Source organism: Collimonas rhizosphaerae, from assembly GCF_038896935.1.
Lineage (GTDB): Bacteria > Pseudomonadota > Gammaproteobacteria > Burkholderiales > Burkholderiaceae_D > Collimonas > Collimonas rhizosphaerae.
This window is the reverse complement of sequence record NZ_JBANDC010000010.1, coordinates 153426-173703: the sequence shown is the minus strand read 5'-3', so window position 1 is coordinate 173703 and position 20278 is coordinate 153426. Positions and strand designations below refer to the sequence as shown.

19 protein-coding genes are annotated in these 20278 nt (G+C 61.9%); 7 read left to right on the top strand and 12 right to left on the bottom strand.

The features are described from left to right. The first annotated feature begins 18 nt into the window (after positions 1-18). Both V8G57_RS16105 and V8G57_RS16100 read left to right on the top strand, forming a co-directional pair. Positions 19-516, top strand: a complete 498-nt coding sequence (locus V8G57_RS16105; protein ID WP_092398224.1) for an outer membrane protein assembly factor BamE — start codon at positions 19-21, stop codon at positions 514-516. A 20-nt stretch (positions 517-536) separates the two neighbouring features. Next, positions 537-1430: a YihY/virulence factor BrkB family protein gene (locus V8G57_RS16100; RefSeq protein WP_092398222.1), complete on the top strand. Its 894-nt coding sequence runs from the start codon at positions 537-539 to the stop codon at positions 1428-1430. Between the two features lie 19 nt (positions 1431-1449). Here V8G57_RS16100 and lolD read toward each other — a convergent pair whose 3' ends face one another. Both lolD and V8G57_RS16090 read right to left on the bottom strand, forming a co-directional pair. Continuing rightward, a complete protein-coding gene (gene lolD / locus V8G57_RS16095) occupies positions 1450-2148 on the bottom strand; it encodes a lipoprotein-releasing ABC transporter ATP-binding protein LolD (RefSeq protein ID WP_342830223.1) in 699 nt (232 codons plus the stop codon). Continuing rightward, positions 2141-3406 carry a lipoprotein-releasing ABC transporter permease subunit gene (locus V8G57_RS16090; RefSeq protein WP_342830222.1) on the bottom strand — a complete coding sequence of 422 codons (1266 nt, stop codon included), beginning with the start codon at positions 3404-3406 and terminating at the stop codon, positions 2141-2143. Before V8G57_RS16090 ends, lolD begins: the two co-directional genes overlap by 8 nt. A 189-nt stretch (positions 3407-3595) precedes the next feature. Between V8G57_RS16090 and V8G57_RS16085 the strand changes: the two genes are divergently transcribed. After that, on the top strand, positions 3596-4060 hold the full coding sequence (locus tag V8G57_RS16085; protein ID WP_217647599.1) for a thioredoxin family protein: 465 nt from the start codon (positions 3596-3598) through the stop codon (positions 4058-4060). Between the two features lie 46 nt (positions 4061-4106). On the opposite strand, the gene V8G57_RS16080 is transcribed toward V8G57_RS16085, so the two are convergent. Continuing rightward, positions 4107-4874, bottom strand: a complete 768-nt coding sequence (locus tag V8G57_RS16080; protein WP_092398216.1) for an SDR family NAD(P)-dependent oxidoreductase — start codon at positions 4872-4874, stop codon at positions 4107-4109. Between the two features lie 21 nt (positions 4875-4895). Beyond that, positions 4896-6569 (bottom strand): AMP-binding protein, encoded by a 1674-nt coding sequence (locus V8G57_RS16075; protein WP_342830221.1) that lies wholly within the window; start codon positions 6567-6569, stop codon positions 4896-4898. Positions 6570-6729: 160 nt separating this feature from the next. Here V8G57_RS16075 and V8G57_RS16070 point away from each other — a divergent pair, with 160 nt between their 5' ends. Continuing rightward, positions 6730-7743 (top strand): AraC family transcriptional regulator, encoded by a 1014-nt coding sequence (locus tag V8G57_RS16070; RefSeq protein ID WP_342830220.1) that lies wholly within the window; start codon positions 6730-6732, stop codon positions 7741-7743. Position 7744: 1 nt separating this feature from the next. Here the strand turns inward: V8G57_RS16070 and nhaR are convergent, their stop codons facing one another. Continuing rightward, positions 7745-8665 carry a transcriptional activator NhaR gene (nhaR, locus tag V8G57_RS16065; protein WP_342830219.1) on the bottom strand — a complete coding sequence of 307 codons (921 nt, stop codon included), beginning with the start codon at positions 8663-8665 and terminating at the stop codon, positions 7745-7747. Positions 8666-8763: 98 nt separating this feature from the next. On the opposite strand from nhaR, the gene V8G57_RS16060 reads away from it, so the two are divergent. From V8G57_RS16060 to V8G57_RS16050, 3 genes are all read left to right on the top strand, one after another. Continuing rightward, entirely contained in the window at positions 8764-9126 is a 363-nt protein-coding gene (locus tag V8G57_RS16060) for an HPF/RaiA family ribosome-associated protein (RefSeq protein ID WP_092398210.1), read from the top strand. A 17-nt stretch (positions 9127-9143) separates the two neighbouring features. Next, positions 9144-9830: a Bax inhibitor-1/YccA family protein gene (locus V8G57_RS16055; RefSeq protein WP_425458290.1), complete on the top strand. Its 687-nt coding sequence runs from the start codon at positions 9144-9146 to the stop codon at positions 9828-9830. Between the two features lie 62 nt (positions 9831-9892). Then, positions 9893-10171, top strand: a complete 279-nt coding sequence (locus V8G57_RS16050) for a TFIIB-type zinc ribbon-containing protein (RefSeq protein ID WP_342830218.1) — start codon at positions 9893-9895, stop codon at positions 10169-10171. A 60-nt stretch (positions 10172-10231) separates the two neighbouring features. On the opposite strand, the gene V8G57_RS16045 is transcribed toward V8G57_RS16050, so the two are convergent. From V8G57_RS16045 to V8G57_RS16015, 7 genes are all read right to left on the bottom strand, one after another. Beyond that, the gene (locus tag V8G57_RS16045; RefSeq protein WP_092398206.1) at positions 10232-12541 is read right to left on the bottom strand and encodes an NADP-dependent malic enzyme; all 2310 of its coding nucleotides are present in this window, start codon (positions 12539-12541) and stop codon (positions 10232-10234) included. Positions 12542-12837: 296 nt separating this feature from the next. After that, positions 12838-13278, bottom strand: a complete 441-nt coding sequence (locus V8G57_RS16040) for a dihydroneopterin aldolase (RefSeq protein ID WP_092398204.1) — start codon at positions 13276-13278, stop codon at positions 12838-12840. Continuing rightward, positions 13275-13883 carry a sarcosine oxidase subunit gamma gene (locus tag V8G57_RS16035; protein WP_342830217.1) on the bottom strand — a complete coding sequence of 203 codons (609 nt, stop codon included), beginning with the start codon at positions 13881-13883 and terminating at the stop codon, positions 13275-13277. The genes V8G57_RS16040 and V8G57_RS16035 overlap by 4 nt, the downstream gene beginning before the upstream one ends. Further along, entirely contained in the window at positions 13873-16878 is a 3006-nt protein-coding gene (locus V8G57_RS16030) for a sarcosine oxidase subunit alpha family protein (protein ID WP_342830216.1), read from the bottom strand. The genes V8G57_RS16035 and V8G57_RS16030 overlap by 11 nt, the downstream gene beginning before the upstream one ends. Beyond that, positions 16875-17159, bottom strand: coding sequence for a sarcosine oxidase subunit delta (locus tag V8G57_RS16025; protein WP_061541023.1), 285 nt, complete (start codon positions 17157-17159; stop codon positions 16875-16877). The genes V8G57_RS16030 and V8G57_RS16025 overlap by 4 nt, the downstream gene beginning before the upstream one ends. 27 nt (positions 17160-17186) lie before the next feature. Further along, positions 17187-18431 carry a sarcosine oxidase subunit beta family protein gene (locus V8G57_RS16020; protein WP_342830215.1) on the bottom strand — a complete coding sequence of 415 codons (1245 nt, stop codon included), beginning with the start codon at positions 18429-18431 and terminating at the stop codon, positions 17187-17189. A 45-nt stretch (positions 18432-18476) separates the two neighbouring features. Beyond that, the gene (locus V8G57_RS16015) at positions 18477-19868 is read right to left on the bottom strand and encodes an L-serine ammonia-lyase (protein ID WP_092398194.1); all 1392 of its coding nucleotides are present in this window, start codon (positions 19866-19868) and stop codon (positions 18477-18479) included. Between the last annotated feature and the right edge of the window lie 410 nt (positions 19869-20278).

Below are 20278 nucleotides of genomic sequence, written 5' to 3'. Positions count from 1 at the left end.
TTATCTGGGAGTATCACCATGAAGCAACCCTTTCCCCTCCTCCTGGCCGGTTTGCTGCTGGGCCTCGGCGGCTGCGCCTCGCTGCTGGCGCCGCCGGTCAATCCCGGCGAACCCGAGGCGCAAGTCCTGGCGCGCCTGGGAAGGCCGACCGGATCTTATCAAGACGGCAATGATGTATTATTGGAATATTCGCGCGGCCCGTTCGGCCAGGCGACATACATGGCGAAAATCGGCCCGGACCATCGATTGATTTCTTACGAGCAAGTACTGACCCTGGAAAAATTCGCTACCATCAAGGTTAACCAGTTCAACCAGGCCGACGTCCTGCGCACCATCGGCAAACCGTACGAAACCATCTATTACGACCGGGTCAAGCTGAACGGCTGGAATTACTCTTACAAGGAAGCCGGCGTCTGGAACTCGCAGATGACCGTGTACTTCGACGACAGCGGCATCGTGCGCAAGCTCGAAAACGGCCCCGATCCGCGTTATGAGCATTCCCGCTTCGGCCGGTAAATTTCAAAAAAGGCGACTGCATGATCAAATTTCCCGAGCGGCAACGGATCCAGGCCATGCTGGCCGGCACCCTGCAGGAATGGTTCAAGCAGCGCTGCGGCAGCAAGGGCGCGGCGCTGGCCTTCTACACCCTGTTTTCGATGGCGCCGATGCTGATCCTGGTGATCGCGATTGCCGGCGCGGTATTCGGCGAACAGGCGGCGCGCGGCGAGATTGTAGGCCAGCTCTCCGGCTTGATCGGTTCGACCGGCGCCGACGCCATCCAGCTGCTGCTGGCGGCGGCCCACAGCAACCGTTCGGGGCCGCTGGCGGCGCTGATCGCGGTGGCGGTGCTGCTGGTCGGCGCCACCACCGTATTCTCCGAACTGAAGGATAGCCTGGACGAGATCTGGTACGTGCCCGTCACCCGCCACTCCGGTTTCGTGGGCCTGGTCCGCACCCGGCTGCTGTCGTTCGGGTTGATACTGGTGCTGGCCTTCCTGCTGCTCACCTCGCTGGTGGTGAGCGCGGCGCTGGCGCTGCTGGCCAAATACCTGGGCGGCATGTGGATCAGCGTGACGGTGGTTGTCTCGCCGCTGTCGCAACTGTTTTCGTTTGCCGTGATCGCCAGCCTGTTCGCCTCGATCTACAAGATGCTGCCGCAGGTCAAACTGCCGTGGCGCGATGTCTGGATAGGCTCGATCGGCACCGCCGCCCTGTTCGTGCTGGGCAAATACCTGATCGGCATCTACCTTGGCAACAGCGGCGTCGCCTCCAGCTATGGCGCGGCCGGCTCGGTGATCGCGCTGCTGCTGTGGATTTACTATTCGGCGCAGATTTTTTTCTTCGGCGCCCAGTTTACGCGCCAGTACGCGCTGTTTTTCGGCAGCCTGCAAAACAAGGAAGCCGGCCATCTCGCGACGCCGGCTTCCTGATTCCCTGCACATCAGGCGCTTAGTCCTGGTACGGCTCCAGCCCGCGCTCTGACAGGCGCAGGATGCGGCCGCAGCGGCGCGCCAGTTCGATGTCATGGGTCACGATCACGAATGCCGTGCCGAGGGTCTGCGACAGTTCCAGCATCAGGTTGAACGTCATCTGCGCCGTAGCCCGGTCCAGGTTGCCGGTCGGCTCGTCGGCCAGCACGCAGGCCGGCCGGGTCACCAGCGCCCGCGCCAGCGCCACCCGCTGGCGCTCGCCGCCGGACAGTTCGCCCGGCACATGGATCACCCGCTCGGCCAAACCGACCCGCGCCAGGATCTCGCGCGCCTGCTGCTGCGCATCGCTGCGCTTGAGGCGGCGGATCATCAACGGCATGGCGACGTTATCCAGCGCGGAAAACTCCGGCAGCAGATGATGGAACTGGTAAACAAAACCCAGTGCGTTATTGCGCAAGTCGCCGCGCGTCTTTTCGCCCAGCGTCGTAAAGTCCTTGCCCAGCAGGCTGACATTGCCGGCGGTCGGCGCATCGAGGCCGCCCAGCAGGTGCAGCAGGGTTGACTTGCCGGAGCCGGAAGCGCCGACGATGGCGACCTGCTCGCCCTTGGCGACATCGATATCGATACCGTTCAAGACCTTGACCGAGTAGCTGCCCTGGGTAAAGGTCTTGCCCAGGTTGCGGCAGGAAAGGACGATGGAATTATTTGTATTATTCATAACGCAATGCCTCAGCAGGTTTCACCCGGGCGGCCCACCAGCTCGGATACAGGGTGGCCAGGAAAGCCAGCACCACGGCGACCCCGCCTATGGTCCAGACATCCGGCCAGCGCAGGTCTGACGGCAATTCGGTGATCACGTACACGCTCTTGGGCAGGAACTGCACATGCAGCATGCGTTCGATGAACGGCACGATCACGTCGATATTCAGGGCCACCAGCACCCCGCCGCCGACGCCGATGGCGGTGCCGACCAGGCCCACAAGTGCGCCCTGGATCATGAAGATCTTCATGATCGAGCCCGGCGACGCGCCCAGGGTGCGCAGGATCGCAATGTCAGCCTGCTTGTCGGTCACCGTCATCACCAGGGTCGACACCAGATTGAAGGCGGCCACCGCGATGATCAGGGTCAGGATGATGAACATCATGCGTTTTTCGGTCTTGACCGCGGCGAACCAGTTGCTGTTCTGCTGGGTCCAGTCGCGCAGGTACAGGTTGGGCGGCAGCGTGGTCGCCAGCTGCTGCACGATCTGCGGCGCCTGCAGCATGTCGGTGACCTTCAGGCGCACGCCGGACGGCGAATCCTGGCGGAACATCTTTTCCGCATCTTCCAGGTGGATGAAGGCCAGGGTCGAATCGTATTCAAAATGGCCGGCCTCGAAAATCCCGGCTACTGTGAACTGGCGCAGGCGCGGAATCACGCCGGCCGGGGTCACCTGCCCTTGCGCCGCCATCAGCGTCACCTTGTCGCCGACGCCGACGCTCAAAGCGTGCGCCAGTTCTATGCCCAGCACAATATTGAATTCGCCCGGCTTGAGGTCATTGAAGCTGCCGCGCTTGACCTTGCTGGCCACGTCCGACACCTTCGGCTCTTCGGCTGGCAGCACGCCCCGCACCGCGACGCCGCGCAACACGCTGTCGCGCACCAGCATGGCCTGCGCATCGACATAGGGCGCCGCGCCTATCACTTCCTTGTTCTTGAATGCTTGCTGGGCGACCTCTTCCCAGTTCGGCATGGAGCCGGAAGCGTCGAACACTTCGATATGGGCCAGCACCGACAGCATGCGGTCGCGCACGTCTTTCTGGAAGCCGTTCATCACGGACAGCACCACGATCAGCGCCGCCACGCCGAGGGCGATGCCGGCCATCGAAATGAGCGAGATGAAGGAAATAAAACTGTTGCGGCCGCTGCGCTTGCCCGCACGGGTATAGCGGATGCCGACCAGCCACTCAAACGGTAAATTTTTTAAGATGCTCAAACGAGGCTCCCGAAATCAGCCCGCAGTTTGCCATAAATTGGCAAACTCACGGAGCTTTCCCGCTGATTCTGATCCAGGCAACGGGTTATCGTTCAGTCAAAATCGAGGCGGCGCCGCCAATTACCAAAACGAAATATACTATTCGGCATACGGCCGTATCCGTAAAATACCCAACCTGAACAGGATTGCATGATGAAAAAATTCTTCGCCCTCTGCCTGGGACTGCTATTGGCGCAGGCGGTAGCCGCCGCCCCGCTGCCCTACGATGAAAAGGCCGACGCCAAGGCCGACCTGAGCCAGGCGTTGAGCCAGGCCCAGGCCAGCCACAAGCAGGTGATCCTGGTGTTCGGCGCCAACTGGTGCACCGATTGCCGCGAACTGGACAAGGCGATCCATGGCAAAAGCGCATCGCTGATCGACGGCAAATTTGTGCTGGTGAAAATCGACGTCGGCAATTTCGACAAGAATCTCGACATTGCCCAGTCTTACGGCAACCCGATCAAGAAGGGGATTCCAGCCGCCGTGCTGCTCAGCCCGGACAACAAGATCCTGTACTCGACCAAGGCCGGCGAGCTGGCCGATGCCCGCCGCATGGGCGAGAACGGCATCTATGACTTCTTCAATAAAGAGATCGTAAAACGGCAAGGCAGCTAAGCTCGCGCCCAGCTGCCCCTCATTCCCCACAAGCCGGACTGCGCCGTTATTTCGGCGCCAGCCGGATCCCGCCGTCGAGGCGGATCACTTCGCCGTTCAGGTAGACCGTCTCGACGATGGTCTTCACCAGCGCCGAGAATTCGGCCGGCTTGCCCAGCCGCGGCGGGAACGGCACCATTTTTCCGAGCGCCTCCTGCACCTCTTCCGGCATGCCGAGCAGCATCGGGGTTTCCATGATGCCGGGCGCAATCGTCATCACGCGGATGCCGTGGCGCGACAGTTCGCGCGCCGCCGGCAAGGTCAAGGCCACCACCCCGCCCTTGGACGAAGCATAGGCAGCCTGGCCGATCTGGCCGTCAAAGGCGGCCACCGAAGCCGTATTGATGATCACGCCGCGCTCGCCGTCGGCATTCGGCTCGCCCTTGCTCATCGCATCCGCGGCCAGCCGCATCATGTTGAACGTGCCGATCAGGTTGATCTGGATCACCCGCGCAAAATCTTCCAGGGCATGCGGCCCTTCCTTGCCGACGATGCGCTTGGCCGGCGCCACGCCTGCGCAGCTGACCAGGCCGTGCAAGCCGCCGAACACGGTGAGCGCCGTGCTGACAGCTTCCGCGGCGCTGGCTTCGCTGCACACATCGGTCGCCACGAAACGGGCGTTGGCGCCCAGCTGCGTCGCCAGCGCGGCGCCGGCTTCCTGGTTGATGTCGGCGATCACCACCTTGGCGCCGCCCTGCACCAGCATGGCGGCGGTAGCCGCACCCAGGCCGGAACCGCCGCCGCTGATCAGGAATACGTTATTTTCGATTTGCATGGTTTTCTCTTCTTTTCTTCTTTAGATTTTAGCCTTGGCGATTTCCTGGTTGCGCAAGATGAAGCGCTGCAGTTTGCCGCTCGGCGTTTTGGGCAGTACAGTTAAAAATTCGATTTCGCGCGGATAGGAATGCGCCGCCAGCCGATGCTTGACGTATTGCTGCAGCTCGGCCACCAGTTCCGCGCTGGCCTGGTAGTCCTTGCTTAAGACGACAAAAGCCTTGACCAGTTCAGTGCGCTCGGGATCGGGCTTGCCGACCACCGCCGCTTCCACTACCGCCGCGTGCTCCAGCAATGCGCTTTCGACATCGAAAGGCCCGATGCGGTAACCGGAAGAGGTAATGATATCGTCGCCGCGCCCGATAAAGCTGATGCTGCCATCCTGGTTTTTCTCGACCGTATCGCCGGTGACGTAATAGCGGCCCTCGTTATCGGCGGCATCCTGCTGCCAATAACCCTGGAACCAGTACACCGGGGAATGCCGGCGGTCCACCGCCAGCACGCCTGGCTGGCCCACTCCCAGTTCGTTTTCATCGTCGTCCAGCACTGCCAGCCGGTAACCGGGCATGGCGAGGCCGGCCGAACCCATGTGCACTTCGTGCCGCAAGCCATGGTGGTTGCACAGCACCATGCCGGTTTCGGTCTGCCCATAGTGGTCGTTGATCGGACAGGCAAGGTGTTCGCCGAACCAGCGGATCACTTCGGGATTCAGCGGTTCCCCAGCGCTGCTGACAACGCGCAGCCGGCCCTTGGCCGGCGCCGCCGCTTCGGCGCCGCCGGCGATCAGCAGCCGGTACGCGGTGGGCGAACCGGCGAGATTGGTAATCTTGTATTTGTCGATGATGCGGTAGGTGCTTTCTACCGTGAACGAACCCTCATAGAAGGTAATCGCGTGCCCCATCAGCATCGGCCCCGTCACGCAGTAGTACAAGCCATAGGCCCAGCCGGGATCGGCGATATTCCAGAAAGCGTCTTCCGGCTGCACATCCATCGCGTAGCGGGTGTAGACGTAGAACGCCAGCATCGCCCGCAGCGGCACCGCAACGCCTTTGGCCGGCCCGGTGGTGCCGGAGGTGAACAGCATGATGAAAGCGTCGTCAGCCTTGCGCATCACCGGCGCAAACTCGGCCGGCTGGCGCGCCATCTCGGCCCGGAAATTGAAATCGCCGGCCGCCGTTTCATCGGCTACGGTCATGATGGGCGGGCAATCCGGCACTTCCTCCAGCTTATGGCGGTTATCGGCGTCGGTCACGATCAGCTTGGCTTCGCTGGCGGCCACCCGGTATTCAATCGATTTCGAGCCGAAAGCGGTAAACAAGGGCTGGTATACCGCGCCGGCACGCCAGGTGCCGAGGATCGCAACCAGCAGTTCCGGCGTGCGCGGCAGCAATCCGGCGACGCGGTCGCCGGGCTGGACGCCCCGTTCTTTCAGGAAATTGGCAAAACGACCCGACAATTCCTTGAGCTGGGCGAAGGTATAGCTGGCGCTGCGGCCATCCTTGCCTTCCCACAGCAACGCGATGCGGCCCGGCACGGCATGGCGATCGCAGCACTCGACACAGGCGTTGATGCCGCTCTGCAGGCTGCCGGACAGTTCGGCGGCAATGCTGTCGACATTGAAATCCGCATAAAACTTGGCATATTCAGGAATGCTGGCGTGCGCAGTTGCAGCATCGCCTGGAAAAGCAGATGGCATGAGTGTTCTCCTCTAACCTAAAATGGCAGGCTTAATCGGCTCTTGTTGTTGTCAGAAATAGAATTGCTGCAATCAAGTCTAGAATATTTAGTGGCTGGCAGCCATGTCAAAAGCGATCAGCGGGTTTGATCGGAATTGCAATACTGAGGCAAATGGACTTATGGAAGAGTGGGAAAAGGGTACGATCGCCATCAGCTTCGTCGATGAAGCGCTGCACAGCATGCGCCAGCGCGGCATGGATACCGAATCGCTGCTGCTCGAGGCCGGCATCGCGCCGCGCTGGCTGCACGAACCGCACGCCCGGGTCGCCGCCGCCAACTACGGCCGGCTGTGGTACCTGATCGCGCATGCCATGGACGATGAATTCTTCGGCATGGACAGCCATCCGATGCGGGTCGGCAGCTTCAACATGCTGTGCCGCAGCGCCCTGCACAGCGCCAATCTCGGCAAGGCCCTTGAACGCATGCTGGTTTTCCTGCGTCTGGTGCTGGACGACATGTCAGCCACCCTCACCGAACAAGACGGCCTGGCGCGCATCGCCATCAGCGACAGCGGCCACCCGCGCCGCATGTTCGCCTACGGCACCTTCCTGATGATCGTGCACGGCATCGGCAGCTGGCTGATCGGACGCCGCATCCAGCTGCTGTCGGCGGACTTCCGCTGCGAGGAACCGCTGGCCAGCCTGGACTACAAGATCCGCTTTTGCGACCAGGCGCGTTTCAGCCAGCCGCAAACCAGCATCACCTTTGACGCCGCCTGCCTGGCTTTGCCGATCGTGCAGAACCAGCGCACGCTGCAGCCTTTCCTGCGCGAAGCGCCCGGCAACCTGCTGGTGAAATACAGCAACCACGACAGCCTGGCGGCGACCATCCGCCGCCGGCTGCGCCAGCTGCCGCTGACGGAATGGTCGGATTTCGACAGCCTGTCGAGACAGCTGAACACGCCGGCTTCGACCCTGCGCCGCAAGCTTAGCCAGGAGGGGCAATCGTACCAGGCGATCAAGGACAACCTGCGGCGCGACCTGGCGATCAATTACCTGAGCGGCTCAGCCAGGAGCATAGAAGAGATAGCCATCAGCCTTGGTTTTGCCGATTCCAGCGCCTTCCACCGAGCCTTCAAGAAATGGACAGGAAGCAGCCCCGGCGAGCACCGGCGCGCCTTGTCAGAGGCCTAGCTCATTTACGCTTGACCGGGGTGAACACCCTGCCGTGTATCGCCGACAGAATCGCCTCCACCGCCGGATGCTTGATCTTGCGCTCATTCGACACCGCATAGAACTGCTCATGCACCTGGTCCAGCTCGCCGATCAGCACCGCGCCGAACTGTTCCTCGACGTCTACGGCGAGCGCCGACGGCGCCGGAAACAGGCCCAGGCCGTTGCGGCCGAAGGTGTTCAGCAACGCATTGTCATCGAATTCGCCGACCACGTCCGGCCGCAGTTCATGCGTCTCGAACCAATGGTCGATGCGGCCGCGGATCACGTTGTTGCGGGTCGGCAGCAGCAAGGGCGCGCCGCTCAGGCTGGCCGGGAATCCTGCGCGGTAACGCTTGGCCAGCTCCTTGCTGCCAAACAGCGCGATGTCGCTTTCGCCGAGCAGATGGCTGAACACACGTAATGCCGCGCCGGACGGCGCCGGCCGGTCAGTCAGCACCACATCCAGTTTGTGCATGGTGAGGTCGCCCAGCAGCGACTCGAACTTGTCCTCGAAACACACCAGCTTGACCCGTTGCGGCAGGCGCAGCGCGGCTTCCAGCAGGCGCGACGAGATCAGTTTCGGCAGCGAATCCGAAATGCCGACCGCCAGCCGCAAGGTAGGTTCGTCTTCGACGGCGGCAAGCGCCTCCTGCATCTGTTCGCCCAGCAGGAAGATCTGGTCGGCGTAGCCCAGCGCCAGGCGTCCCGCTTCGGTCAATACCAGCCGCCGCCCCTGCGGCGCCAGCAGCGACTTTCCTATCGCCTGCTCCAGCAGCGACAGCTGGGCGCTGACGGTTTGCACCGCCAGTCCCAGCCGTTCGGCGGCGCGCGTGACGCTGCCCTCCTTGGCCACCACCCAGAAATAATGCAGGTGGCGGAAATTCAGTCCCGATGTCTTCATTGTTCCGTTTTTCCGAAGTAATTCTTCGATTATCTTCGCTTTTTAAGTTCATGTCGCGGCTATATGATGATTTCTCCTGAAACGAACTGGAGTCTTTGATGAAACCGACTATCGCCATCGTCGCTACCAAAGGTGTAAAACTCAGCCGCAGGCTGCGCGAGTACGTTATCCGTCGCTTGAGCCTGGCGCTCGACAGGAGGCAATACAGCATCCAGGCAATGAAAGTGCGCATCAGCGACCAGAACGGCCCCAAGGGCGGCATCGACAAGCATTGCCAGATCCAGCTGACCTTGCCCGGCCTGCCGACCGTGGTGATCACCGAAAAAGGAAACGATGTCGCGGCCATGGTCGACCAGGCCGCGCATCGCGCCGCACAAGCCATCGACCGCCTGCTGTCGCGCGCCAAATCGATCCGGCATACCAGATACACGGTGCCGGTCAGCGAACCAGCTCTTATCTAATTTGACGAAAGACCATCATGAACAACCGTTACAACACTCTCAGAAACAGCAGCGCCAGGCATGCCGCCACCACGGTGATGGACGGCGCTGCGCGCAAGGTCCTGCGCAACACCTACCTGCTGCTGTCGCTGTGCCTGGGCTTCAGCGCCATCGTCGCCGGCGCCTCGATAGCGTTCAGCCTGCCCGCGCCCGGCATCATCATTACCCTGATCGGCTATTTCGGCTTGCTGTTCCTGGTGACCAAATACCGTGACCAGGGGCTCGGCGTGGGGCTGGTGTTCGCCCTGACCGGCTTCATGGGCTACACCCTGGGACCGATCGTCAGCCATTACCTGAGCCTGCCTAACGGCGGCTTGACGGTGATGATGGCGCTGGCCGGCACCGCCGTCATTTTCCTGGGGATGTCCGCCTACGCGCTGGTCACCAAGCGCGACCTGTCCTTCATGGGCGGCATGCTGACGGTTGGCGTGCTGGTGGCTTTCGTGGCCGGACTGGCAGCGATCTTCTTCAGCATCCCGGCCTTGTCGCTGACCGTATCCGCGGTGTTCGTGCTGCTGATGTCGGGCATGATCCTGTTTGAAACCAACAATATCGTGCGCGGCGGCGAGACCAATTATGTGATGGCTACCGTCAGCCTGTTCGTCTCGATTTTCAACCTGTTCACCAGCCTGCTGCAGCTGCTGGGATTCGCCAACAAAGAATGACGTCCGCAGGCAGGGTCGGCATGACCTGCCTGGCTTACGTTTGAATATTATGGAGAGTGCCTATGTATTGCCCCGTATGTAAAGACAAGGAGCTCGTCATGAGCGAGCGCCAGAGCATCGAAATCGATTATTGTCCCGGCTGCCGCGGTGTCTGGCTGGACCGCGGCGAACTGGACAAGATCATCCAGCAATCGACGCATGAACTGGCAAGCGCCAGGGTGCAGCCGGCAGCTCCGGTCCGGCATCAGCCCGAATATCGTCAGGAGCAGCACGGATCGCAGTACAGCGATTACCGCCGGCCGAAGAAGAAAGAGAGTTTCTGGCAAGAGCTGTTCGACTGACAGCATTGCAGGTATTGCATTGAGCGGGGGACAGGATCAAGCATCCTGTCCCCCGTCAGCTTATGCTCCCTGCTTGGCAGAGATCGCGTTCGCCACCACCAGCGCCGTCATGTTGACCACCCGCCGCACAGTCGCCGACGGATTCAGGATGTGCACCGGCGCCGCGGCGCCCAGCAATACCGGCCCCACTGTAACGCCCTGGCCGCCGGTCATCTTCAGCACATTGAACAGGATATTGGCGGCGTCCAGGTTCGGCGTCACCAGCACATTGGCATCGCCGCTGAGCGTGGATTTCGGCAGGAACTGCGCCCTCACCTCCGCGCTCAAGGCTGCATCGCCGTGCATCTCGCCATCGGCTTCGACGTCCGGCATGCGCTTGACGAACAGGTCGCGCGCGGCGCGCATTTTCTTGGCCGACGGCCGCGTGCTGGAACCGAACATCGAATGCGACAGGAACGCCACCTTGGGCGGCACGCCGAAACGCCGCACCTCTTCCACCGCCATCGCCGCGATATCGGCCAGCTGCTCGGCGTCCGGATCGTCGTTGACGAAAGTGTCGGCGATGAACAAGGTGTGCTTGTCCAGCACCAGGCCGTTCATGGTAGCGAAGCACTTGGCGCCGTCACGCAGGCCGATGATGTCGCTCACATGTTCCAGGTGGTTGTCGAAACGCCCGACCAGGCCGCACAGCATGCCGTCGGCGTCGCCCAGCTTGACCAGCAGCGAGGCGATGGTGGTGTTCGAACGGCGCAGCGTCGATTTCGCCATCTCCGGCGTAACGCCGTCGCGCGCCTTGATCTCGTGGTAGGTTTCCCAGTACTGGCGGAAACGCACATCGTCTTCCGGATTGATCAGCTCGAAATCGCGCCCTGCCTGCAAACGCAAGCCGGCGCGCTTGATGCGTGCCTCGATCACCGCCGGACGGCCGATCAGGATCGGCCGCACCAGCTTTTCTTCGAGCGCGATCTGCACCGCGCGCAATACGCGCTCATCCTCGCCCTCAGCGTAGACGATACGCTGCGGCTCGCCGCGCGCCGCGACGAACACCGGACGCATGAACATGCCGGTATGGCTGACGAAACGCATCAGCGACTGGCGATAAGCCTCCATGTCCTTGATCGGACGCGTCGCCACGCCCGACTCTTCGGCGGCGCGGGCGACCGCAGGCGCGATACGCAGGATCAGGCGTGAATCGAACGGCTTCGGGATGAGGTATTCAGGACCGAAATGCAGTTCCTGGCCGGCATAGGCGGAAGCCACTTCTTCGCTGATCTCGGCCTTGGTCAGGTCGGCGATCTCGCGCACGCAGGCGACCTTCATCGCTTCCGTGATGCTGGTGGCGCCGCAATCGAGCGCGCCGCGGAAAATATAAGGGAAGCACAAAACGTTGTTGACCTGGTTCGGATAGTCCGAACGGCCGGTGGCGATGATGCAGTCCGGCCGCGCTTCCAGCGCCAGCTCCGGGCGGATTTCCGGTTCCGGGTTGGCCAATGCCAGGATGATGGGCTGCGAACCCATGGCCCTGACCATGTCCTGGGTCAGCACGCCGGGCGCCGAGCAGCCGAGGAACACATCGGCGCCGACAATCGCGTCGGCCAGGGTGCGGGCATTGGTGGTTTGCTGATAGCGTTGCTTGGACACATCCAGCTTGTCTTCGCGCTTGTCATGGATCACGCCGCGCGAGTCGCAGACAAAAATGTTTTCACGCTTGACGCCCAGCTCGACCATCAGGTCGAGGCAGGCAATCGCCGCCGCGCCGGCGCCGGAAGCCACCAGCTTGACTTCGCCGATCTTTTTGTTGACCAGCTCCAGGCCGTTCAGCAAGGCTGCCGAGGAAATGATCGCGGTGCCGTGCTGGTCGTCGTGGAAGACCGGGATCTTCATGCGTTCGCGCAGCTTCTTCTCGATATAGAAACATTCCGGCGCCTTGATGTCTTCCAGGTTGATGCCGCCCAGCGTCGGCTCCAGCGCGGCGATGATCTCGACCAGCTTGTCCGGGTCGCGCTCGGCCAGTTCGATGTCGAACACGTCGATGCCGGCAAAATTGTGGAACAGGCAGCCCTTGCCTTCCATGACCGGCTTGCCGGCCAGCGGCCCGATGTCGCCCAGGCCCAGCACCGCGGTGCCGTTGGTGACCACGCCCACCAGGTTGGCGCGCGAGGTGTATTCCACCGCCATCTCTGGATCTTCGTGGATCGCCAGGCAGGCATAGGCGACGCCGGGCGAATACGCCAGCGACAGGTCGCGCTGGTTCGACAGGGGCTTGGTCGGCACCACGGCGATCTTGCCGCGCGTCGGGCTGCGATGGTACTCGAGCGCAGCGTCGCGCAGGGCCTGCTCGGCCGCAGAAAGAGTGGTAGGGGTGCTCATTGATGGTCTCCTGGGTACGCTAATGAAAATTCGGTGGCAGCGACATTATCACAATGTCTATCGATGCGGTTTCCCGGCGACCGATATCTCTGCTGGGGAAGATGCTTTTTGGAAAGGGAAATTATCCCGTGGGATCGTGGTTTGAATTGTGCGGCTCATGACAAATGGTAGACGAATCCCGGGCAACTTGCAGCGTTACCGCGAAAAATACCAGCCTAACTTATTCCGCAGTGCCGCATAAAAAAAGCCCGCGCATGCGGGCTTGCCATCGGAAGATTACTGCCATCATGCCAATGTCAGGCTGCGACGCTGCTTTCCAGCGGCTGCTGTATCAGCAGCGTCTCATAACTCCAGCGCGTCCAGCTCGAAGCCACGCCCAGCCGCGCGGTATTGGGACGGATCTTCGGTTTGTGGATCGCAACCCGGATTTCATCCAGCATGGGGAATTCGCGGAACGACAGGCTGGCGACTTCCGACGCCAGCGTCTCCAGCAGGCGGGTGTGCGGCTTGGCCTGCAGGAAAGCAGTCACCACGCCGCAGTAATGATCGTAGTCGATCACCGAAGCGGCGTCGTCATCGTGCTGGCCGCCGCCGGTGCGGTAGGACAGCTCGATATCCAGCTCCACCGGCTGCGGCTTTTCATGCTCATGCGGATGCAGGCCGATGCGCGTGATCGTCGACAAGGCTTCGACGAAGATCTGCCAGCGGACGCCGCTAGCGATGTTTTCATTCTTCATCGGAGATACTCCTGGCAAGCGTCGAGCAGGATACGGCCGAAATAGTCAGCGAAGCTGCGCCGGATGACCAGTTCATACGCATCGTCGGCCAGCGGCCGCAGCAAGACGCCGGCCTTGAAGAAATGACTCTGGGCGCATTGGCCAAGCGTGAACACAGCCGGATGAAAATCCAGCGGACACCCCTTCTGCAGCACCTCGCGCGCCTTCGTTCCGCTGAGCACCAGGCTGGTGTTGCCGCTGCTGACATCCACCACGGAAGCAAACTCTCCCGCCAGCGCGCCGGCCAGGTCGGTGCACAGCGCCGGCAGGCGCGGCTGCTTCGACTGGATCAGCCATTCGTTGGGCGCCAGCCAGTAGATGGTGAACTGTTCGCTGTCGCTTACCGTGTTCGGCTGCAGCGGCAAAACCGCGCCTGTGAGGCTTTTGACAGCTTTCTGCAATACCGTGGATTCCGCCCCGCCCTTGAGGTTGATCAATTCAAGGAAGGGTTTCTCCTCCATGCTGACGGCTGCGTTGGCGCCCGCCGCAAGCGGCGCCAGCATTTGCGTCAGTTCGGTGAACGGCGATTCCTGCTGCACCTGGAAAAGCTGGGTTTCATTCAACATGTTGACGGACTCCTTCTGCATCGTAAAACACCAGGCTGCTGATCTTGGCCGCGAGATTGCGTCCGTTCGCCAGCGGAATGCTGACTTCCTGCCCCATCTTGCCGAGGCCGCCCTTGATCAGCGCGAATGCAATCGAGCGCTGCAGGATCGGGCTGAAATAGCTGGACGTCACGTGCCCTATCATGTCGGCCACCGGTTCATTGCTCGGCTCCGCCAGGATCTGGCTGCCTTCGGGCAAGACAACATCCTTGTCATCGCTCAGCAGTCCGACCAGCTGCTTGCGGTCGCCGCGCGCGGTATCGGAACGGATCAGCGAACGCTTGCCGAGGAAATCCTTGGATTTGGCGACCAGGCCGCCCATGCCGAGGTCGAATGGCGTCACCGAGCCATCGGTATCCTGGCCGACGATGATGTAGCCCTTCTCTGCCCGCAGCACGTGCATGGTCTCGGTGCCGTAAGGCGTGATATCGAATTCCTGGCCGGCTTCGATGATCGCATCCCAGATCGCGCGCCCCATGTTGGCCGGCACGTTGACCTCATACGACAGTTCGCCGGAAAAGCTGATGCGCATGATGCGGGTGAACACGCTGTTGATGCTGCCTTCGCGGAACGACATGAACGGGAATTTCTCGTTCGAGAAATCAATGTCCTTGCACACTTTCTGCAGCACGCGCCGGGCATTCGGCCCCACCACCGCAAACGTCGCGAAGTGGTCGGTCACGGAAGTCAGGTTGACCTTCAGGTGCGGCCATTCGGTCTGCAGCCAACGCTCCATCCAATCCAGCACGCGCGCCGCGCCGCCGGTCGTGGTGCTCATCAGGAAATGCTGTTCGCCCAGGCGCACCGTGACGCCGTCGTCGAACACCATGCCGTTTTCATCCAGCATCAGGCCGTAGCGGCATTTGCCGACTTCCAGCTTGTTCCACGGATTGGTGTAGATCCAGTTCAGCAAGGTCACCGCATCCGGCCCCTGCACATCGATCTTGCCCAGGGTCGAAGCATCCAGGATGCCGACGCTGTTGCGCGCCGCCAGGCATTCGCGCGCCACCGCGGCGTGCAGGTCTTCCTTGCCGCGCGGGTAATACCATGGCCGTTTCCAGTTGCCGACATCTTCAAACAAGGCGCCCTGCTCCTGGTGCCAGGGATGGATGCAGGTCTTGCGGATCGGCGTCAGGAACTCGCCCAGTTCGCGCCCGGCCACGGTGCCGAAGGTCACCGGCGTGTAATTCGGGCGGAAGGTGGTGGTGCCGGTTTCCGGGATGGTCTTGCCCAGCACTTCAGCCAGGATCGCCATGCCGTTGATATTGCCGAGCTTGCCCTGGTCGGTGCCGAAGCCGAGCGCGGTGTACCGCTTGACGTGTTCCACCGAGTGGTAGCCCTCGCGCGCCGCCAGGTAGATGTCCGCCGCCGAAACGTCGTTCTGGTAATCGACGAACTGCTTGGGGCCGCGCCCCACCTGCTTGCGGTCGCCCACCAGCCACAAGGGCAAGATGGCGGCTTCGGACAGCTCAGCCACTTTCCAGTTAGGCAGCGCCACCGGCTTCAGGCCGGCTGCAAGGATCGCTTGCCGGGCCGCCAGAGCGCCGTCGCGCAAGGCGCCGCCGAGGCTGAAATCGCCGTTGGCGGCGCCCGCGCTGGTTTCCTTTTGCATCGCCGAGCCCGGCACAAAACAGGCCTTCTCGTTACTCCAATGGGCCTTGCCGCCGGACTGGGCAAACAGGTGGATCACCGGATTCCAGCCGCCCGACACGCCCAGCAGGTCGCAGGAAACCGAGGTGATGAACTGTCCCGGCACACCATCCTGGTGACGCGCCACCTCCACCAGCTTGACATGGCGGCCGCCGCTGGCAGCCACCACCACGGCGTCGTTGATGATGTTGACGCCATGCCGCCTGGCGGCAGCCGGCAAGCTGCTGCTGCCAGCCGGGCGCGGATCGACCACGGTCACTTCGGCGCCGTTGGCCTTCAGGTCCAGCGCGGTCTGGTAAGCATCGTCGTTATTGGTGAAGATCACTGCCTTGCGCCCCGGCAGCACGCCATAGCGGTGGATATAGGTCGATACCGCCGACGCCAGCATGATGCCTGGCAGGTCGTTGTTGCCAAACACGATCGGCCGCTCATGGGCGCCGGTAGCCAGTATCACGTGCTTGGCGCGCACTTTCCACAGGCGCTCGCGCACCGGGCCGCGCGCCGCCAGCGGCAAATGCTCGCTCAGGCGCTGGGTCACGGTCAGCAGGTTGTGGTCCTGGTAGCCGAATACCGTGCTGCGCGACAAGATCGTCACTTCCGGCAAACGCCTCAGGTCGGCGCTGATCTTTGCCACCCACTCGGCGGCAGGCAAACCGTCGATCACGGCCGGCCCGGACAGCAGGCTGCCGCCCAGTTCCGACTGGTCGTCGACCAGCACCACCCGCGCGCCAGAGCTGGCAGCCACCCATGCCGCCGCCAGGCCGGCCGGACCGGCGCCTGCAACCAGCACATCGCAATGCGCGTAGGTCTTTTCGTAGCGGTCAGGATCGAGCTCGGTCGGCGCCTTGCCGAAGCCGGCCGCTTCCCGTATCACTTCTTCGTACTTGCCCCACCAGCTGCGCGGCCACTTGAATGTCTTGTAATAGAAACCGGCAGGGATGAAGCGGGCAAACAGCTGGTTCACCGCCATCCGGTCGTTCTCGATGCTGGGGCTGGCGTTGACGCTGGCCGCGCTCAAGCCCTGGTACAGCTCGATTTCGGTGGCGCGGGCGTTGGGCACCGTGTAAGCGCCGGTTTCCAGCTGCACCAGCGCATTTGGTTCTTCCACGCCGGCGGTGACGATGCCGCGCGGACGATGGTATTTCCAGCTGCGCGCCACAAAATGCACGCCGTTCGCCAGCAGCGCCGAGGCCAGCGTATCGCCCTGGAAACCCTGGTAACTCTTGCCGTTGAAGGTAAAGCTGAGCGCCGCGCCGCGGTCTATGCGGCCGCCGCTCTGCAGTCGATGCGTTTGGCGGTTGCTCATGTTGCGCTCCCTGTTTCAGTCTTTTCGCCGAACTTGCTGTAGCCGAGGAATTCGTAAGTGACGGTGTCGCGCTCAGCCATGAACCAGCGCCGGCAGCCATGGCTGTGCAGCCACTGCTCGCGGTGCACGCCGCGCGGATTCTTGCGCATGAACAGATAGTCGCCCCAGGCTTCGTCGCTGATGTTTTCGGTGTCCAGCGGACGCGCGATGTCGGCTTCGCCGCCGCAATGGAATTCACTCTCGGCGCGCGGCCCGCACCAAGGGCAGGTAATCAATAACATGATGGATCTCCAGGCAGATGGCGGAAATTAGTGGGCGACGGCGGCGGCGCCGTGTTCGTCGATCAGGTGGCCGCTGTAGAAACGGTCCAGCGCAAACGGTGCGTTCAAGGGGTGCGGATTATCGTTGGCAATCGTGTGGGCGAACACCCAGCCCGAGCCAGGCGTAGCCTTGAAGCCGCCGGTGCCCCAGCCGCAGTTGAAGTACAAACCCTTGACCGGAGTCTTGGAAATGATCGGGCAAGCGTCCGGCGAAACATCGACGATGCCGCCCCACTGCCGGTTCATGCGGACCCGGCTCAGCACCGGGAACATTTCAACGATCGCCTGCAGCGTGCCTTCGATCACGTGGTAGCTGCCGCGCTGGCCGTAGCCGGTGTACTGGTCGACGCCGGCGCCGATCACCAGGTCGCCCTTGTCGGACTGGCTGATGTAGGCGTGCACCGCATTCGACATCACCACCGTATCGATGATCGGCTTGATCGGTTCCGACACCAGCGCCTGCAACGGATGGCTCTCCAGCGGCAGGCGGATGCCCGCCATCGCCGCCAGCACGCTGGAATGGCCGGCGGCGACTACCGCTACTTTCTTCGCCTTGATGAAACCTTTGACGGTATCCACCCCGGTCACCGCGCCATTCTCGCGCCGGATCCCGGTGACGCCGCAATTCTGCAAGATATCCACGCCGCGCTCATCGGCGCCGCGCGCAAAGCCCCATGCCACCGCATCGTGCCGCGCCACCCCGCCGCGCCGCTGGAACGAAGCGCCCAGCACCGGATAGTGGCTGTTCAGGTTAATGATCGGCACGATTTCCTTGACCTGCGCCGGCGTCAGCCATTCGGCGTCGACGCCGTTGAGGCGGTTGGCGTTGATGCGGCGGTCGGTATCGCGCACGTCCTGCAGGGTATGCGCCAGGTTCATCACGCCGCGCTGGCTGAACATGACGTTGTAGTTCAGGTCCTGCGACAAGCCTTCCCACAGCTGCATGGCTTTTTCATACAGCATGGCCGACTCGTCCCACAGGTAGTTCGAGCGCACGATGGTGGTGTTGCGGGCAGTGTTGCCGCCGCCTATCCAGCCTTTTTCGATCACCGCGATATTGCGCAAGCCGTGCACCTTGGCCAGGTAATAGGCAGTAGCCAAGCCATGGCCGCCGCCGCCGACGATGACAATGTCGTATTCCTTTTTCGGTTCCGGACTTTTCCAGGCCCGCTGCCAGTTCTCATGGTAGGAGAGCCCGTTGCGGATCAGGCTGAATATCGAATAATTGCTCATACACTCCTCAAAGTTCCGGAACCGCTGTTTATTGCCGCCGACTACTCAGCACTCGATGACATTTACCGCCAAACCGCCACGTGATGTTTCTTTGTATTTGGTCTTCATGTCGGCGCCGGTCTGCATCATGGTCTTGATCACATTGTCCAGCGACACATAATGCTTGCCGTTGCCGCGCAAGGCCATGCGGGCGGCGTTGATTGCCTTCACCGCGCCCATTGCATTGCGTTCTATGCAGGGAATCTGCACCAGGCCGCCGACCGGGTCGCAGGTCATGCCGAGGTTGTGTTCCATGCCGATTTCGGCAGCGTTCTCGATCTGCTCTGGCGTGCCGCCCTGGACCGCCGCCAATGCTCCCGCTGCCATCGAACAGGCGACGCCGACCTCGCCCTGGCAACCGACTTCAGCGCCCGAGATGGAAGCGTTTTCCTTGTAGATCAGGCCGATCGCTGCAGCCGTCAGCATGAAGGTCATGATCCCGTCTTTATTCGAACCGGGAATGAACTTGGTGTAGTAATGCAGCACCGCCGGCAATACGCCCGCCGCGCCGTTGGTGGGCGCGGTGACGATCCGCCCGCCCGCGGCGTTTTCTTCATTCACCGCCATCGCATACAGGTTGACCCAGTCCAGCATGGACAAAGGATCCGTGAACGATTCCTCGGAACGCTCCTTCAGCTGCCGGTACAGTTCGGAAGCGCGGCGCTTGACCCGCATCGGGCCCGGCAATTCACCGTCTATCGAACAGCCGCGCTTGACCGCCGCCGCCATCACGTCCCAGATGCCGAGCAGCTTGGTCCGCACTTCTTCCGCCGAACGCCAATGCTTTTCGTTTTCCATCATCAGCGCGGCAATCGTCAGGCCGCTTTCAGCGCACATGCGCAACAGCTCGTCGCCGGAATGGAACGGATACGGCAGCTCGCCTTCGCTTTGCACGCTGCCCGCCTGCACCAGGTTGACGCGCTGGCCTTCCTTGCTGACCACGAAACCGCCGCCGACCGAGTAGTATTCCTTTTCCGCGATCACGCTGCCGGCAGCATCCAGGGCGACAAAACGCATGCCGTTCGGATGTTGCGGCAAGGCTTCGCGGCGGAAAAACAGCACATGCTCTTTCTCCACGCAGCCAATCGGATGGCTGCCGTTCAACAGCAGTTTCCTGGTGCTGCGGATTTCCGCCAGGCGCGGCTCGACGTGGTCCGGGTCGATGTTGTCCGGCAGGTTACCTTCCAGTCCAAGCAGCACTGCCTTGTCGCTGCCGTGGCCCTTGCCGGTCGCGCCCAGCGAACCGTATAGCTCGACCCTGACCGCATGCACCGCATCGAGCAGGCCGCTATCGTGCAAATGCGCAGCAAACCGATTGGCGGCAATCATCGGTCCCACCGTATGCGAACTGGAGGGGCCGATGCCGACCTTGAATAAATCGAATGTGCTGATGTTCATAGGGAACCCGATTGGAAACACTGGCAAAACATGGTGCTAACGTTCATGACAACTCCTGGGTGGGTTGAAGTATTTTTCCCGGCAAACGGCAAGCAGCGCACGAGACACGACAACGCCAGGGTACAGCGCAACAGCCCCGATCCGGGCTTCGCTTCAAGCCACAATTCAAGCCACAATTCAAGCCTCAATCGGCAATCGGTTGCAGTGCTATTCCTTGGCATCATTTTGTCCTTGCACAGGCCGGCCTATTTTCCGTAGCTGACAAGTGTTTGTCCTTTTCCGACAAGCACGACAATATTTAATTTTACGGCCAAGTCACGGGTGCGGCGCGATGACATTTTCTTGTAGGGCATAAGCCGAATCCCGGAATATTACCAATTAGACATGTTCAGCCGGCATGCCGAATCCGG

Coding starts and splice junctions, on each gene's coding strand:
- V8G57_RS16105 (WP_092398224.1), top strand. CDS start 19: ATGAAGCAACCCTTTCCCCTCCTCCTGGCCGGTTTGCTGCTGGGCCTC.
- V8G57_RS16020 (WP_342830215.1), bottom strand. CDS start 18,431: ATGAGCAATTATTCGATATTCAGCCTGATCCGCAACGGGCTCTCCTAC.
- V8G57_RS16055 (WP_425458290.1), top strand. CDS start 9,144: ATGAACAACCGTTACAACACTCTCAGAAACAGCAGCGCCAGGCATGCC.
- V8G57_RS16075 (WP_342830221.1), bottom strand. CDS start 6,569: ATGCCATCTGCTTTTCCAGGCGATGCTGCAACTGCGCACGCCAGCATT.
- V8G57_RS16030 (WP_342830216.1), bottom strand. CDS start 16,878: ATGAGCAACCGCCAAACGCATCGACTGCAGAGCGGCGGCCGCATAGAC.
- V8G57_RS16050 (WP_342830218.1), top strand. CDS start 9,893: ATGTATTGCCCCGTATGTAAAGACAAGGAGCTCGTCATGAGCGAGCGC.
- nhaR (WP_342830219.1), bottom strand. CDS start 8,665: ATGAAGACATCGGGACTGAATTTCCGCCACCTGCATTATTTCTGGGTG.
- V8G57_RS16060 (WP_092398210.1), top strand. CDS start 8,764: ATGAAACCGACTATCGCCATCGTCGCTACCAAAGGTGTAAAACTCAGC.
- V8G57_RS16040 (WP_092398204.1), bottom strand. CDS start 13,278: ATGAAGAATGAAAACATCGCTAGCGGCGTCCGCTGGCAGATCTTCGTC.
- V8G57_RS16035 (WP_342830217.1), bottom strand. CDS start 13,883: ATGTTGAATGAAACCCAGCTTTTCCAGGTGCAGCAGGAATCGCCGTTC.
- V8G57_RS16025 (WP_061541023.1), bottom strand. CDS start 17,159: ATGTTATTGATTACCTGCCCTTGGTGCGGGCCGCGCGCCGAGAGTGAA.
- V8G57_RS16070 (WP_342830220.1), top strand. CDS start 6,730: ATGGAAGAGTGGGAAAAGGGTACGATCGCCATCAGCTTCGTCGATGAA.
- V8G57_RS16085 (WP_217647599.1), top strand. CDS start 3,596: ATGATGAAAAAATTCTTCGCCCTCTGCCTGGGACTGCTATTGGCGCAG.
- V8G57_RS16100 (WP_092398222.1), top strand. CDS start 537: ATGATCAAATTTCCCGAGCGGCAACGGATCCAGGCCATGCTGGCCGGC.
- lolD (WP_342830223.1), bottom strand. CDS start 2,148: ATGAATAATACAAATAATTCCATCGTCCTTTCCTGCCGCAACCTGGGC.
- V8G57_RS16080 (WP_092398216.1), bottom strand. CDS start 4,874: ATGCAAATCGAAAATAACGTATTCCTGATCAGCGGCGGCGGTTCCGGC.
- V8G57_RS16045 (WP_092398206.1), bottom strand. CDS start 12,541: ATGAGCACCCCTACCACTCTTTCTGCGGCCGAGCAGGCCCTGCGCGAC.
- V8G57_RS16015 (WP_092398194.1), bottom strand. CDS start 19,868: ATGAACATCAGCACATTCGATTTATTCAAGGTCGGCATCGGCCCCTCC.